This is a genomic window from Ramlibacter lithotrophicus (assembly GCF_012184415.1).
Classification (GTDB): Bacteria; Pseudomonadota; Gammaproteobacteria; order Burkholderiales; family Burkholderiaceae_C; genus Ramlibacter; species Ramlibacter lithotrophicus.
The window spans coordinates 133,558-147,687 of sequence record NZ_VTOX01000006.1 but is presented as its reverse complement, the minus strand read 5'-3'; the positions used below and the strand labels follow the sequence as shown (position 1 = coordinate 147,687).

Genomic DNA, 14,130 nt, shown 5'->3' with positions numbered 1-14,130 from the left:
CGACTGTAGAAAACGCCCGCGGCGCCGAGCTGACCTGCCGATGACAATTTCGTCATCTGGCTCCGGCGCGGCGGCCCTTCGCCTAGGATTCCCTGGAGGACGCGCTGCATGGCGCGCCCGCCAGGAGATCGCCATGACACGCCTCCCGTCCGACGGCGCCGACCGCAAAGCCGTCATTGCGCGGGTCAAGCAGTGGCTGCTGTGGCTGGGCCTCGCCGCCGCGGTGGTGTGGCTGGTGTGGCGCCACAGCGCCCACCTGGGCGAGGTCTGGCCATTCCTGCTGCTGCTCGCGTGCCCTCTGATGCACCTGCTGGGCCACCGCCATGGCTCGCACCGCCGGCCGGACGGACGCGACGAGCGCGGCCATGACCACATCGACGACAGCCGGAGCACGACAGGATGACGACACCGCAGGCGCACCAGCACCACGGCGAGCATACGCAGGCGCACCACCACCCTTCGCCGGCCCAGGCCGTGCCGCGGCCGGACGCGCAGCCGGCCGCGGAGGGGACCGTCTACACCTGCCCTATGCATCCGGAGATCCGCCAGCCGGCGCCCGGCAACTGCCCGAAATGCGGCATGACGCTGGAGCCGGTGCTATCGGCGCTGGACGAAGGCGAGGACCCCGAGCTGAAGGACTTCCGCCTCCGCTTCTGGTGGACATTGCCGCTCACGGTGGTCGCGACGCTGATCGCGATGTTCGCCGTGCGCTGGCGCGAAGGCGGCCTGCCGGGGCAAAGCTGGCTGGAACTCGTGCTCACGACGCCGGTGGTGCTGTGGGCCGGCTGGCCCTTCTTCGTGCGCGGCTGGCGCTCGGTGCGCCGGCGCAGCCCCAACATGTGGACGCTGATCGGCCTGGGCGTGTTCGCCGCCTTCGCCTACAGCGTGCTCGCGACCCTCGTACCCGGCGCGTTTCCGGACAGTTTCCGCGGTCACGGTGGACGGATCGGCGTCTATTTCGAGGCGGCGGCCGTGATCGTCTCGCTGACGCTCCTGGGGCAGATCCTGGAGCTGAAGGCCCGCTCTCAGACCTCTGCCGCGATCAAGTCGCTGCTGGGGCTCGCGCCGAAGACGGCACGCCGCATCGCCGCCGACGGCGCCGAGGAGGACGTGCCGATCGCCCATGTCCATCCGGGCGACGTCCTGCGGATCCGGCCGGGCGAGAAAGTGCCGGTGGACGGCGAGGTGACGGAAGGCGAGAGCGCCGTGGACGAGTCCATGCTGACGGGCGAGCCGCTGCCGGTGAGCAAGCGCCCCGGCGACAAGGTGATCGGTGCCACCATCAACACCAGTGGCAGCCTCGTCATGCGCTCGGAGCGGGTCGGCGCGCAGACCATGCTCTCGCAGATCGTGCAGATGGTGGCCCAGGCGCAACGCTCCCGCGCGCCTATGCAGCGGCTGGCGGACGTGGTGGCGGGCTACTTCGTCGTGGCCGTGGTGCTGGTCGCCGTGCTGACGCTCGCGGCGTGGGGCCTCTGGGGACCGCAGCCCAGCTGGGTCTATGGCTTCATCAACGCCGTGGCGGTGCTGATCATCGCCTGCCCGTGCGCGCTCGGGCTGGCCACGCCGATGTCCATCATGGCGGCCACTGGCCGCGCCGCCACCCAGGGCATCCTGTTCCGCGACGCCGCGGCGATCGAGGGACTGCGCAAGGTGGACACGCTGATCGTCGACAAGACCGGCACCCTCACCGAGGGCAAGCCGGCCTTCCACAGCGTGGCGCCCGCGCCGGGCTTCGCCGGGGACGAGGTGCTGCGCCTGGCGGCCAGCCTGGACCAGGGCAGCGAGCATCCGCTGGCGCATGCCATCGTCGCGCATGCCCGCTCGGCAGGGCTCGCGTTGGCCAGGCCGGAAAGCTTCGAGTCGGCGAGCGGCATCGGCGTGCGCGGCCGCGTCGAGGGCCGGTCGCTGGCGCTCGGCAACACCGCCTTGATGGAAGGCGAGGGCGTCGACTGGCAGCCGCTGGCGACGCGAGCCGAGTCGCTGCGCTCCGAAGGCGCCAGCGCCATGTATCTCGCCGTCGACGGGCGGCTGGCGGGAGTGCTCGCCGTGGCCGATCCGGTGAAGGCCAGCACCATGGAAGCCATGGAGCAACTGCGCGCGGCAGGGATCGAGGTGATCATGGCCACCGGCGACGGCGTCACCACCGCGCGCTCGGTCGCCGCGCGCCTGGGCATAGCCGAAGTGCACGGCGAGGTGAAGCCGCGCGACAAGCTGGACCTGGTGGAGCGGCTGCAGGCGCAAGGCAGGATCGTCGGCATGGCCGGCGACGGCATCAACGACGCGCCGGCGCTGGCCAAGGCCAACGTCGGCATCGCGATGGGCACCGGAACCGACGTCGCGATCAACAGCGCTCACCTGACGCTGGTGCGCGGCGACTTGCGCGGCATCGCACGCGCGCGGCGGATTTCCCTGGACGCCGTGCGCAACATGCGGCAGAACCTCGGGTTCGCGTTCATCTACAACGCGCTGGGCGTGCCGCTCGCGGCCGGCGTGCTCTACCCGTTTACCGGACTGCTGCTGTCGCCGATGATCGCCGCGCTGGCCATGAGCCTGAGTTCGGTGTCGGTGGTGACCAATGCACTGCGGCTGCGCGGAGCTGCCGCGCCAGCGGGGTGAAGCGCGGCAATGAAGGCGGCGCGGAAAGCCGGGCCGCCCTCACGGCTCGGGGCGGAGATCAGGCGGGGCACTGCGCGCCGTGCCACGAAGATGTGCGAGATGGACTGCAAGGAAATGTCCGGCAAGGGTGCCGCCGAGCAGCAGGCGTTGATGCAGGAGCACATGAAGGACATGGCACCCGACATGCGCCAGCGCATGGCCGGTCAGGACCGAGCCGCAGCGGCGCGCGCGCGGGGAAACTTCAGGGTGAACGTGGTCCGGCCAGCGCCGCTTTGCACGCGGATGCTGCCGCCATGGGCCTTCATGATCGAGCGCACGATCGCCAGCCCGAGCCCCGTGCCGCCCTCGCGGCGGGCCCTGCCGGTGTCGCCGCGCCAGAACCGCTCGAAGATGCGATCCAGGTGTTCCGGCGCGATCGTCTCGCCGCGGTTGGCGACCGAAAGCGTGACCGCGTCGGCGCCGGCCTCGAGGGCGACCTCGACGCGCGAGCCGGCGCTGGCATGCCGCACGGCGTTCGACAGCAGGTTCGTGATCGCGCGCTGCACCAGCAGGCGGTCCGCCGCGATGGCCGGCGCGCTGCCCTGGACCTGCAGAGCCACGTTCTTCTCTTCGGCGACCACGCCGATGTATTCGGCCACGCGCTGCGACTCGGCGGCGAGGTCCACCGGCTCCGGCTGGATCTTGACCGTCTCATGATCGGCCTGCGCCAGGAACAGCATGTCGGAGATCAGCCGCGCGAGACGCTCCAGTTCGTCGCCGTTGCCTTCGAGCACCTCGCGCAGTTCGTCGGCGCTGCGCCCGTGCGAGAGCGCGACCTGCGTGCGTCCGACCAGCGTCGCCACGGGCGTGCGCATCTCGTGGGCGAGATCGCCGGCGAAGTCCTGCAACTGGCGGTAGCCGTCGTCGATGCGTTGCAGCATCCGGTTGAACTCCAGCGCCACGTCGGCAAGCTCCGCCGGCAGGCCGTCGACGGTCAGGCGCTGGTTCAGGGACCTGGTGCCGATGGACGCGGCGACCTTGTTCAGCCGACGCAGCGGCGCCAGCCCCATGCGCGCCACCAGGCCGGCGCCGAGGGCCACCAGCAGCAGCAGCAGCGGCAGTGCCAGCAAGGTGGACTTGACGAAGCCTGCCAGCAGGGCTGCGTCGTGGCGGCGATCGACGGACAGGAAGAACTCCACTTCGCCGCCGTCCCCGACCAGCGCGGTCCCGTGGAGGCCGCTGAAACGGACATTGTCCGGCGTGATCCACGAGTGCACGATGTCGGCTTCGGCGGCGGCGTGGCCGAGGGCGGTGAGCGAGTGCGTCGCCACCTCGGAAGAAGTCAACAGCAGGCGATCGCTGCGGCGCTCGACCAGGGCAAGGTGCAGGTCGTCGTGGCCGAAGAACAGCTCGTCGAAGCGCGATTGCGATTCGGGCACCGCCGCCAGCGAAGGCAGGCTGGCCAGCACGTGCACCAGCAGTTCGCGCCGCCCTTGCACCTGCACCGCCGCACGCTCGTCCAGCTGATTCAGGAGCGTCCAGACGCCGACGAGCATTGCGCCGGCAGCGACCACCAGTCCGAACAGGGCGCTGGCGATGGCAAGCCGCACCGCCAGGGAGCCGCGGTGACGGCCAGGCCACAGGCGCGGCGTCCTGGTCACTCGTCGCGCCGCTCCAGCACGTAGCCGACCCCACGCACGGTGTGGATCAGCTTTTCGGGAAAGGGGTCGTCGATCTTGGAGCGCAGCCGGCGCACCGCGACCTCGACGACATTGCTGTCGGAGTCGAAATGGATGTCCCAGACCAGCGAGGCGATCTGCGTGCGGGAGAGCACCTCGCCGCTGCGCTGGCTGAGGAGCGTGAGCAGGGCGAATTCCTTGGCGGTGAGGTCGATGCGCTGGCCGCCCCGGGTGGCCCGGTGCCGTACGGCGTCGAGCTCGAGGTCGGCCACCCGCACCACCGGATCGGCGTGCGCCGGCTGTCCGCGTTTGAGCAGCGCACGCACCCGGGCCAGCAGCTCGGGGAACTGGAAGGGCTTGACCAGGTAGTCGTCGGCGCCCAGGTCGAAGCCGCGCACCTTGTCGTCGGTCTTGCCGCGCGCCGTGAGCATCAGCACGGGCACCTGCTTCGAGGTGCGCAGCGCGGAGAGCACGGCAAAGCCGTCGATGCCGGGCAACTGGACGTCGAGGATCACGAGGTCATGGTCGCCGGTGGCGGCCGCGTGCAGGCCGTCGGTGCCGTTGTGCGCGACGTCGACCGCATGGCCGCTCTCGGCCAGGCCCTGGCGGATGTACGCCGCGGCCTTGACCTCGTCTTCGATGACCAGGATCTTCATGTCCCTCCTTGCCTCGCGCCGCCCGGCAGGCGTGATGGGCCCGGCAATGGCCGGACCCATCCAGGGCGCCTCTGCGGTGGGCCGTCTACCTGGCCGCTTCGATCCGGGTGATGGTCAGCTTGCCGCCCGGGTTCGCCGCGACGAAGCGCACCTTGTCGCCGGCCTTGACCTTGTCCAGCATGGCCGGATCGCCGACCTGGAACACCATGGTCATGGGCGGCATGTCGAGGTTCTTCAGGGGCCCATGGCGCAGGGTGATCTTCTTGCCCGCCTTGTCCACCTTGCGGACTTCGCCCTCGCTCAGCTCGCCAGCGGTGTCCGCGACCTTGACTGCCTTCGCCGGCGCGTCGTGTCCGTGGGCGTGGCTCTGGGCACGGGCCGGCAGCGAGGCGGCGGCAATGGCGGCCGTGGCCGCGGCGATGAGGATGGCGTGGACGTTCTTCACAGGTTGTTTCCTTCGTATTTCTGGTAGACGGTGTGCTTCCCGTTCTTCGCGATCAGCATCACGTTGTACGGGTTCTTCTTGCCGTTGTAGGCCGGCGTGTCCATGCCGGGCGATCCGATCGGCATGCCCGGTGCGGCCAGGCCCACGGCATTGGGCTTTTCCTTGAGCAGGCGCTTGATGTCCTTCGCCGGCACATGTCCTTCGAGGGCATACCCGCCGACCTTGGCCGTGTGGCACGACCCCATGTCCTGCGGAATGCCGAGCCGCTGCTTGGCCGCCTGCGTGCCGCCGGTGTTGACGAACACCTTGAAGCCGTTGGCCTCCATGTGGGCGATCCAGTCCTTGCAGCAGCCGCAGGTCGGCTCCTTCCAGACCTCCACCGGCGGCAGGGCGGCGGCCGGCGCGGCGGCGTGCACGGCGCCGGCGAGCGGCAGCAGCCCCATGGCCAGCAGCAGCCGTCGGCGGGATGCGAGGGGCGTTGTGGTCTCGGTCATTTCAGTTCCTTGCGGTTGTTGTGCCCGCCGGCACCACGCTGATGGTGCCGACCATGCCGGCCTGGTAGTGACCGGCTATGAGGCATGCATAGTGGAATTCTCCCGGACGGTTGAAGTTCCACACAATCGCCTGGCGTGCACCCGGCTTGACATGGGTCATGTAGGGCTCGTCGTGTTCCATGCCGGGAAACTTCACCATCAGGGCCGCGTGCTCCTCGAGCGATGCCTTGGTCCCCAGCACCATCTCGTGCAGCATCTTTCCGTTGTTGCGGACGACGAAGCGGATGGTGTCGCCCTGGCGCACCTGGATGCGCTGGGGCGTGAACCGCATGTCGTCGGTCATCGTCACCTCGATCGTGCGCGCGCCCCTGGCGTCGCCGGCCACGCCCCACGCCGTCTGCTCCCTGGCGGGCACGCCGGCCTTCCTGGCCCCTTGCCCGTGCCCGTGGTGGCCGGCCCCGGCCAGCGCCGCGGCTGCGGAGAACGTGAGGATGGCCGCCGTGGCCACTGCCTGGTATGTCATGAATGCAGTTCCTTTCGTGTTCAGTGATGGCCGGAATGGCCGGACGGTTTCGGCTTGCGGACGTTCAGCTGCGCCGGCGCCTGGCCGGGCGGGGCCGCGGCACGAGCCGGTTCGGGCAGCGCGCCGGTGAACTCGTAGGCGACGGTGCCTGGCGGATGCCTGTAGTCGCCGGGGTCGCTGAAGTCGCCCGGGCGCTGGTCGCGCCGCACCTTCACCAGGGTGAACATGCCGCCCATCTCGGCGGGTCCGAACTGGCCCCGCCCGCTCATCATCGGCAGCGTGTTGTCCGGCAGCGGCATCTCCATCTCGCCGCCCATGTCGGCCATGCCGCGTTCGCCCATCACCATGTAGTCGGGCACCAGCTTCTGGATCTTGCCGACCAGGCCGCGGTGCTCGACGCCGATCATCGTCGGCACGTCGTGGCCCATCGCGTTCATCGTGTGGTGGCTCTTGTGGCAGTGGAACGCCCAGTCGCCCGGCGCGTCGGCCACGAATTCCACCTGGCGCATCTGGCCCACGGCGACGTCGGTCGTCACCTCGTGCCAGCGCGCCGGCCTGGGCGTCGGCCCGCCGTCGGTGCCCGTGACCATGAATTCATGGCCGTGCAGGTGGATCGGGTGGTTGGTCATCGTGAGATTGCCCATCCGGATGCGCACCTTGTCGCCCTGGCGCACGTTCATCGCCGCGATGCCGGGAAAGACGCGGCTGTTGAACGTGAACAGGTTGAAGTCCAGCATCGTGTTCACGCGCGGCGTGGCGCTGCCCGGCTCGATGTCGTACGAGGCCATGAGGAAGCAGAAGTCGCGTTGCACCGTCTCGATCAGCGGATGCCGGCCCTTCGGGTGCGTCACCCAGAAGCCCATCATCCCCATCGCCATCTGCACCATCTCGTCGGCGTGCGGGTGGTACATGAAGTTGCCGGGCCGGCTGGCGACGAACTCGTAGACGAATGTCTTGCCGGGCGGGATCTGTGGCTGCGTGATGCCGCCGACCCCGTCCATGCCGTTGGGCAGGCGCTGCCCGTGCCAGTGGATGCTGGTGTGTTCCGGCAGCCGGTTGGTCACGAAGATGCGCACCCGGTCGCCTTCCACCACCTCGATGGTCGGCCCGGGGCTCTGGCCGTTGTAGCCCCACAGGTTGGCCTTCATGCCGGGCGCGATCTCGCGCACCACGGGCTCGGCCACGACGTGGAACTCCTTGACGCCGTTGTTCATGCGCCAGGGCAGGGTCCAGCCGTTGAGGGTGACCACCGGCCGGTACGGGCGGCCGGTCGGCGGCTCCAGCGGCGGCGCGGTGTCGGCGCTGTCGGTGGTCACCGGCTCGGGCAACGCGGCCATCGCCACCTTGGCGACGGAGGCGGCGGCCATCGCGCCGACCGCGGCGCCACCGAAGAATCTTCTTCTGTCCATGCTCAGTGTCCTTGCGCAGCGGCGGCTGGTCCGGGGGCGGCGGTCATGGCAGCGAGCGCGCCCGGCGAGGTGCCGGTGAGGGCGGTGTTGAGGTCGGTGTCCGCGATCCAGAAGTCGCGCTGCGCGGCGATGGCGCCGTTCACGGCGGCCACGTGGTTGCGCGCCTCGCGCAGCAACTCCCACACGCTGGAGAGCATGCCGTTGTAGCGCAGCACCGTTTCGTCGTTGATGAACTTCGCGAGCGGAACCATCTCGTCGCGGTAGTGGCGTGCCACGTCGTAGCTGGTGCGCCAGCCATGCCACGACTCGCGTACCTCGCTGCGCGCCTGCACCGCCACGGCGCCGACCTTGGCGGCAGCCTGCCGGTACGTCGCCTCGGCGCGGGCGGCGCGCCCCTGGCCCCAGTCGAACAGCGGCAGCGTGACCTCGATTTCCGGACCGCGGGCGATCTCCTTGTGGCCGCTCGCGTGGTCGAACGTCGTGTTGCGCTGGTACCCGAGTTCCAGCACGTTGATCGCGCCGGTGACGCGGGTGAACCCCAGCGAGTCCGCCACGTAGCGGGCCTCGTCCTTCGCCGCGCGCACGTCGAGCCGCTCGCGCAGCGCCTGCGCTTCGACGTCGGTGCGCTGCGGCAGCTCCCGGGGCAGGTCGGGCAGGCGTTCGGGCAGGGTGTACCGGGCTTGCGCACCCCACAGCCCCATCAGCCGGGTGAGCTTCTCGCGTTCGGCGAGCGCCGACTGCCGCGCCCGCGCGAGCTGCGCCGCGATGTCGGCGAGCGTCGCCTGCTCCCGCGCCTGCTGCAGGCGGCTCCAGTTGCCGACCTTGGCCATTCGCCGCGCGAGTTCCGCGCCGGCTTCGGCGGCTTCCATGGCATCGCGCAGGTAGTTGGCCGTCTGCTGCGCGGCGACGGCGCTGAACCAGGCCTTGCGGGTGTCGGCCGCGTGCTGGATCAGGACTTGCGCCGCCCGCAGCCGGGCCAGCTCGGCCTGCTGGCCGGCGAAACGGGTGCGCCAGGGCAGCGTCACCAGGTTCAGCACGTTGAAGCTGATCAGCCGCTCGATCTCGACGAACTGGTCCTCGCGCAGCCGACCGACCGCGAGCAGCGGATTGGGCAGGATGCCGGCCTGCACGCGCTCGGCTTCGCTGATTTCCAGGGTCGCCAGGCTGGCCTGCAGCGACTGGCTGTTCAGCAGCGCCACGCGCACGGCGGCCGCGGCGTCCAGCGGCCCCTTGGCCAGCAGGGCCTGCACGGCTTCGTTCCGGCTCTGGCCGGCCGGCGCCGGCGCCACGTCGCCGACCCTGCCTTGTGCGAGCCGGTCGACGTCCCCGCGCAATGCATCCGGCGAGACGGTGCTGCAGCCCGCCAGCACGGCGAGCGCCAGCGGCGCCAGTCCTTTTCCCAGGTGTTCCATCGCGCAGCCCCTAGTGATGGCGGTGGCCCTGCTGGCGGGCAGGTGGGGTGGCCCCGGCAGGTGGCGCGATGCCCGCGGATGGCGCCGGTGCGCCGCCCAGCTGCTGCTCCTCCCACTTCACGTAGTCGGCATGGCCGCGCGCAAACCGGGCCACGTCGGCGTTGGCCTCTCTCCAGTCCAGCTGTTCCTGCTCCACGCCTGCCGGCAGGCCCTCGAACACGGAGCGATGGACGGACGCCGGCACGGGCGCGGCTGGATCGGACGGACCGGCGGATGGCTGGGCCATGGCGGCGCCCCCCGCTGCTGCGGCCGCTGCGGCCGCTGCGGCCGCCAAGACGATGATCTTCAAGACTGACTCTCCCTGGACGACGAACATCGCGTCCGCCGCGGCCTTTCATGTCGGCAGCGGACGCACCTCGGGCTTGGGCGTCAGGAGATGGGCGGCTTCAGGCCGGGAAGGCGCTCGGCGCTGGCGAAGCGGCTCGCGGCGCTCGCGAGGCGCTGGGGCGGGGCGGAGTCGGCCGGCGGCACCGCCGTCATGGCCGGCAGGCCGACGGGTGAGCAGGAGTGACACATGGAGCAGCCCGGGCAGCCGCCATCCGTGCCGGCCGCCGCGTGGTGGTCCGCGGCAGCGACTTCGTCCAGGCAGTCGGCACTGGCATGCCCGGGGTGGGCCTCGTGAGAGGACCCGGTGGCGAACGTGCTGGCCTGCGCCGCCTGCTGCTGGAGTGGCGCGGGAACGGCCGCCAGCCCGCCGCCGGCCCACCCGTGCCAGGGCAGCACGGCCATTGCGAGGATGAGGAGCCAGCGAAGCATCGCGCGATGATACGCAGTTCGCACGGCCGCGCTTGCAGCGGCAGGCGATTGTCCTACAACCGCTGCGGCGGTTTGGCCGACACGTTGCTGACGCCGAGCTTCCTACAGTGGTGTTTCGCCGGCGCCGCTGGCGATTTTTTCGACAGCCCGAGAAGAGGAAGCACCATGAACAGCGAAACCAGCGAGAGCATGAGCAGCATGAACACGTCGATGGGGTCCACCGGCCTGAACGGCAGCGGCAACGAGACCACCGTCCGCCGCGTCGCGCAGAAAGCCCACGAAGCGGTCGACCGCCTCGAGCAGACCATCGGCTCCAGCGGCGAGAAGATGATGGGATGGCAGCAGGAATACGGCGACATGGCGCGCGAGCAGGTCCGCGCCAACCCGCTGGCCGTGGTGGCCGGCGCCTTCGTCGTCGGCTTCGTCCTGGCCAAGCTGACCCGCTGACCGGAGCCCGGGCGCTCGCCCGCCCGGCCGCGGTGGCCGTAAGATCGGTTCTCTTGCAGGAGGAGTCGATGGAAACGGCCGCCCATTGGGAACACGTGTATGCCAGCCGCTCGCCCGACGCGGTGAGCTGGTACCAGCCGCATGCCGCGCTGTCGCTGGACCTGATCCGGCGGATCGGCGCCGGCCCCGGCACGCGCGTGATCGACGTGGGCGGCGGGGCCTCCACGCTGGTCGACGACCTGCTGCTGCACGGGATGGGCGACGTCACGGTCCTCGACATCTCGGCCGCGGCCCTCCAGGTGGCCCGGCAGCGCCTGGGGGCCGCCGCGAAGGGCGTGCACTGGATCGCCGGCGACATCACCCGCGTCCAGCTCGAGCCGGCCGCCTACGACATCTGGCATGACCGGGCCGTGTTCCACTTTCTCACCGACCCGGCCGACCGTGCCGCCTACGTCGCGCAGGTGCGCCGCGCCGTGCGGCCGGGCGGCCATGTCATCGTGGCCGCGTTCGGCCCCGAGGGTCCGGAACAGTGCAGCGGCCTGCCCGTGGTGCGCTACGAGCCGGGCGCCCTGCATGCGCAGTTCGGGGATTCGTTCGAACTGGTGGACCGCCTGACAGAACAGCACCGCACGCCGGCCGGCGCGGTCCAGCAGTTCGTCTACTGCCACTGCGTGCTGCATTGAACACGCGCCACTGAAGGCGCCGGTCCGGGATCTATCTCGCCGGAACCGGCGGCGGCAGCGGCATGCCCCGGGCTGCGAGCACGGCGCGCAGGCGGTCGGGGTAGTCGCTGATGAGCCCGTCCACGCCCCAGGCGATCAGCCGCTCCATGTCGGCTGGTTCGTTGACCGTCCAGGGCACTACCTGCAGTCCCAGCGAGTGCGCGTCCCGCACCAGGGCCTCGGTGAGCGCGCCCTGGTTGGGCGACCAGATCCTGCCGCCGGCGGCCTGCACCAGCCTGGGCACGCTGCCGTGGTCGCCGATGCGCAGTCCAGCCGTCCAGGCGCCGTCGCGCACGTTGTCGTTGTTCGCGGTCTGGATCGTCAGATGGACCGTCGGAATCGACGGCGCGAGCTGGCGTACCAGTTGCAGGCTGCGCCAGTCGAAGCTCTGGATCGCCACCCGCTGCGCCATACCGGCGTCGGCGACCACCCGGAGCACGGCGCGCGTCATCGCTTCGGGCGTCACTGTTTCCTGCGGCCGCAGCGGGTTCAGCTTGGTCTCGATGTTGAAGCGCACGTGGTCGGCCGCGAGCGACTTCACGCGCTCGAAGACCGCGGCGAGCGTCGGCACGCGCACGCCGTCGCGGCCCTCCTGCGCCTGGAATGTCCTGGCATACGCCGTATCGGGCCTGATGCGTCCGACGTCGTGCGCCTGCACCTGCGCAAGCGTCAGCGACCGCACCAGGGGCCCCTGTCCGCCGGGCAGCCAGTGGCCGGCGGCATCGCGCGTGATCGCCGGGTTCAGGAACGGGTCGTGCAGGACGACGACCACGCCGTCGGCGGTGACTCCCACGTCCAGCTCCAGCGTCGTGATGCCGATCTCCAGCGCCCGCTCGAAGGCCGGCACGGTGTTTTCCGGCGCGAGGCCGCGCGCGCCGCGGTGGCCTTGCAGGTCGAAGGCGAGGCAGGGCGCCGCGCCGGCGATCGCGAGCGCGGCCATCAGGGGCGCGAGCAAGGTCCTGGACAATGGCATCGTCCGATTGTGCCGGCACGCGGCGCCGCCGCCAGTGCGATCCCGGCCGGGCGCGCCTGCACAGCGGAATGAAGCCCCCGGGGCTTTCCCGATGCCTGCGGGCGGCCCCGCCGCTAGGCTCGCCGCTTCAGGAGCCCACCCGTGTCCACTGCCCCGAAGCGTCCGCACCACCAGTTCTGGCCCAAGCGCCTGCCGCACCGCCTCTCCCCGCCTGCCACCTCCCTGTGGGACAACCTGGACATCAGCGCGCGGCGCTATCCGGAGCGGGCGGCGCTGATCTTCCTCGGTCGCGTCTTCACGTATCGCGAGGTGCGCGACAGCGCCGAACGGATCGCGGCGCGGCTGCATGCGCTGGGGGTTCGCAAGGGCGACCGCGTGCTGCTGGACATGCAGAACTGCCCGCAACTGGTGATCGCGCACTTCGGCATCCTGCGGGCCAACGCCGTGGTGGTGCCGGTGAACCCGATGAACCGGGCCGAGGAGCTGAAGCACTACATCCAGGACCCGGACGCCAGGGTGGCGATCACGACGTCCGACCTGGCGCCCGAACTGGCGCGCGCCAGCAACGAACTGCCGGCGGGGCAGGGGCTGCAGCACCTGGTCGTCACCCACTTCACCGACGCCTTCGATCCCGACGCCCCCGAAGCGGACCCGCTGCCGTCGGCCTGGCGCGCCTGGCTGCTGCCGCGCCACGATCTGCCTGCGCTGGCCGGCGGCGCCGCCTCGACGTGGGCGGACGCGTTGGCCGGCAACTCGCCAGCGCCGACGCTCGACGTCGGCCCCGACGACCTTGCCTTGCTGCCGTACACCAGCGGAACGACGGGCCTGCCCAAGGGATGCATGCACCTGCACCGCACCATCATGCACAACGCGGTGGCGAGTTCCGCCTGGGGCAACGCGACCTGCGAGACGGTATCGCTGCTGGTGGTACCCATGTTCCACATCACCGGCATGGTGAGCCTGATGCACAACGCGATCTACACCGGCTCGACCCAGGTCGTGATGCCGCGCTGGGACCGCGAACTGGCCGGGCGTCTGATCTCGCGCTGGCAGGTGACCGCCTGGACGAACATCCCGACCATGGTCATCGACCTGATGGCCAGCCCCAATTTCGACCAGTACGACCTCACCAGCCTCGCCTACATCGGCGGCGGCGGGGCGGCCATGCCGCAGGCCGTGGCGCAGCGCCTGCTCGAGCAGTTCCAGCTGCGGTACGTGGAAGGCTACGGACTCACGGAGACCGCGGCGCCCAGCCACAGCAATCCGCCCGACGCCCCCAAGCAGCAGTGCCTGGGCATTCCGTTCATGAGTTGCGATGCGCGGGTCATCGACCCCGAAACCGGCGACGAGATGCCGGTTGGCGAACAGGGCGAGATCATCGTCCACGGCCCGATGGTGTTCTCCGGCTACTGGAAGCAGCCGGAGGCCTCCGCCGCCGCCTTCATCGAGTTCGACGGCCGAAAGTTCTTCCGCACCGGCGACCTCGGCCGCGTCGACCAGGACGGCTACTTCTTCATCACCGACCGGCTCAAGCGGATGATCAACGCCTCGGGTTTCAAGGTGTGGCCGGCGGAGGTGGAAGCGCTGATGTTCCGGCATCCGGCGATCCAGGAAGCCTGCGTCATCGCCACCCGCGACGCCTATCGCGGCGAGACCGTCAAGGCCGTGGTCGTCCTGCGCGCCGGGCATCGCGGCCAGGTGAGCGAGCAGGACGTGATCGACTGGTGCCGGGATCACATGGCGGTGTACAAGGTGCCGCGTATCGTCGAGTTCGCCGACGCGTTGCCCAAGAGCGGCAGCGGCAAGGTGATGTGGCGCACCTTGCAGGAAGCCGAAGCACGCAGGCCCGCGTGAAGGGCGCCGCGCGACGAGCACGAACGTTCCAGGGCGCGCCCGCCGCCCCTTCCGTACCGGCCGGGGCTGACACTCACCGGACAACGAGCGTTTCACGGAAGG

At 70.5% G+C, this 14,130-nt stretch carries 15 protein-coding genes; 5 read left to right on the top strand and 10 right to left on the bottom strand.

The window, feature by feature from the left end:
- The first annotated feature begins 133 nt into the window (after positions 1-133).
- The gene (locus RAMLITH_RS16850; RefSeq protein ID WP_168108601.1) at positions 134-403 is read left to right on the top strand and encodes a DUF2933 domain-containing protein; all 270 of its coding nucleotides are present in this window, start codon (positions 134-136) and stop codon (positions 401-403) included.
- Positions 400-2,619 carry a copper-transporting P-type ATPase gene (locus tag RAMLITH_RS16845; protein ID WP_168108600.1) on the top strand — a complete coding sequence of 740 codons (2,220 nt, stop codon included), beginning with the start codon at positions 400-402 and terminating at the stop codon, positions 2,617-2,619. Before RAMLITH_RS16850 ends, RAMLITH_RS16845 begins: the two co-directional genes overlap by 4 nt.
- Before the next feature lie 203 nt (positions 2,620-2,822).
- On the opposite strand, the gene RAMLITH_RS16840 is transcribed toward RAMLITH_RS16845, so the two are convergent.
- The 9 genes from RAMLITH_RS16840 to RAMLITH_RS16800 form a co-directional block, all read right to left on the bottom strand.
- The gene (locus tag RAMLITH_RS16840; RefSeq protein WP_337786166.1) at positions 2,823-4,259 is read right to left on the bottom strand and encodes a heavy metal sensor histidine kinase; all 1,437 of its coding nucleotides are present in this window, start codon (positions 4,257-4,259) and stop codon (positions 2,823-2,825) included.
- Positions 4,256-4,933, bottom strand: a complete 678-nt coding sequence (locus RAMLITH_RS16835) for a heavy metal response regulator transcription factor (protein ID WP_168108599.1) — start codon at positions 4,931-4,933, stop codon at positions 4,256-4,258. The genes RAMLITH_RS16840 and RAMLITH_RS16835 overlap by 4 nt, the downstream gene beginning before the upstream one ends.
- 85 nt (positions 4,934-5,018) lie before the next feature.
- Positions 5,019-5,378: a copper-binding protein gene (locus RAMLITH_RS16830; protein WP_337786165.1), complete on the bottom strand. Its 360-nt coding sequence runs from the start codon at positions 5,376-5,378 to the stop codon at positions 5,019-5,021.
- Entirely contained in the window at positions 5,375-5,872 is a 498-nt protein-coding gene (locus RAMLITH_RS16825) for a DUF411 domain-containing protein (protein ID WP_168108598.1), read from the bottom strand. The genes RAMLITH_RS16830 and RAMLITH_RS16825 overlap by 4 nt, the downstream gene beginning before the upstream one ends.
- Position 5,873: 1 nt before the next feature.
- Positions 5,874-6,395, bottom strand: coding sequence for a cupredoxin domain-containing protein (locus RAMLITH_RS16820; protein WP_168108597.1), 522 nt, complete (start codon positions 6,393-6,395; stop codon positions 5,874-5,876).
- Positions 6,396-6,415: 20 nt separating this feature from the next.
- Complete coding sequence (locus tag RAMLITH_RS16815; protein ID WP_168108596.1) at positions 6,416-7,804, bottom strand: multicopper oxidase family protein; 1,389 nt, start codon at positions 7,802-7,804, stop codon at positions 6,416-6,418.
- A 2-nt stretch (positions 7,805-7,806) separates the two neighbouring features.
- Positions 7,807-9,216 (bottom strand): TolC family protein, encoded by a 1,410-nt coding sequence (locus tag RAMLITH_RS16810; RefSeq protein ID WP_168108595.1) that lies wholly within the window; start codon positions 9,214-9,216, stop codon positions 7,807-7,809.
- A 10-nt stretch (positions 9,217-9,226) separates the two neighbouring features.
- Entirely contained in the window at positions 9,227-9,565 is a 339-nt protein-coding gene (locus tag RAMLITH_RS16805) for a hypothetical protein (RefSeq protein WP_168108594.1), read from the bottom strand.
- Positions 9,566-9,645: 80 nt separating this feature from the next.
- Complete coding sequence (locus RAMLITH_RS16800) at positions 9,646-10,032, bottom strand: hypothetical protein (protein WP_168108593.1); 387 nt, start codon at positions 10,030-10,032, stop codon at positions 9,646-9,648.
- 165 nt (positions 10,033-10,197) lie between these two features.
- Here RAMLITH_RS16800 and RAMLITH_RS16795 point away from each other — a divergent pair, with 165 nt between their 5' ends.
- Entirely contained in the window at positions 10,198-10,479 is a 282-nt protein-coding gene (locus tag RAMLITH_RS16795; RefSeq protein ID WP_168108592.1) for a hypothetical protein, read from the top strand.
- Positions 10,480-10,547: 68 nt separating this feature from the next.
- Positions 10,548-11,162 carry a class I SAM-dependent methyltransferase gene (locus RAMLITH_RS16790; RefSeq protein WP_168108591.1) on the top strand — a complete coding sequence of 205 codons (615 nt, stop codon included), beginning with the start codon at positions 10,548-10,550 and terminating at the stop codon, positions 11,160-11,162.
- Positions 11,163-11,193: 31 nt separating this feature from the next.
- On the opposite strand, the gene RAMLITH_RS16785 is transcribed toward RAMLITH_RS16790, so the two are convergent.
- On the bottom strand, positions 11,194-12,174 hold the full coding sequence (locus RAMLITH_RS16785) for a glycerophosphodiester phosphodiesterase (RefSeq protein WP_238344237.1): 981 nt from the start codon (positions 12,172-12,174) through the stop codon (positions 11,194-11,196).
- Positions 12,175-12,315: 141 nt separating this feature from the next.
- On the opposite strand from RAMLITH_RS16785, the gene RAMLITH_RS16780 reads away from it, so the two are divergent.
- Complete coding sequence (locus RAMLITH_RS16780; protein WP_168108590.1) at positions 12,316-14,028, top strand: long-chain-fatty-acid--CoA ligase; 1,713 nt, start codon at positions 12,316-12,318, stop codon at positions 14,026-14,028.
- Positions 14,029-14,130: the final 102 nt, after the last annotated feature.

Coding starts and splice junctions, on each gene's coding strand:
- RAMLITH_RS16795 (WP_168108592.1), top strand. CDS start 10,198: ATGAACAGCGAAACCAGCGAGAGCATGAGCAGCATGAACACGTCGATG.
- RAMLITH_RS16790 (WP_168108591.1), top strand. CDS start 10,548: ATGGAAACGGCCGCCCATTGGGAACACGTGTATGCCAGCCGCTCGCCC.
- RAMLITH_RS16850 (WP_168108601.1), top strand. CDS start 134: ATGACACGCCTCCCGTCCGACGGCGCCGACCGCAAAGCCGTCATTGCG.
- RAMLITH_RS16845 (WP_168108600.1), top strand. CDS start 400: ATGACGACACCGCAGGCGCACCAGCACCACGGCGAGCATACGCAGGCG.
- RAMLITH_RS16785 (WP_238344237.1), bottom strand. CDS start 12,174: ATGCCATTGTCCAGGACCTTGCTCGCGCCCCTGATGGCCGCGCTCGCG.
- RAMLITH_RS16810 (WP_168108595.1), bottom strand. CDS start 9,216: ATGGAACACCTGGGAAAAGGACTGGCGCCGCTGGCGCTCGCCGTGCTG.
- RAMLITH_RS16820 (WP_168108597.1), bottom strand. CDS start 6,395: ATGACATACCAGGCAGTGGCCACGGCGGCCATCCTCACGTTCTCCGCA.
- RAMLITH_RS16800 (WP_168108593.1), bottom strand. CDS start 10,032: ATGCTTCGCTGGCTCCTCATCCTCGCAATGGCCGTGCTGCCCTGGCAC.
- RAMLITH_RS16825 (WP_168108598.1), bottom strand. CDS start 5,872: ATGACCGAGACCACAACGCCCCTCGCATCCCGCCGACGGCTGCTGCTG.
- RAMLITH_RS16835 (WP_168108599.1), bottom strand. CDS start 4,933: ATGAAGATCCTGGTCATCGAAGACGAGGTCAAGGCCGCGGCGTACATC.
- RAMLITH_RS16815 (WP_168108596.1), bottom strand. CDS start 7,804: ATGGACAGAAGAAGATTCTTCGGTGGCGCCGCGGTCGGCGCGATGGCC.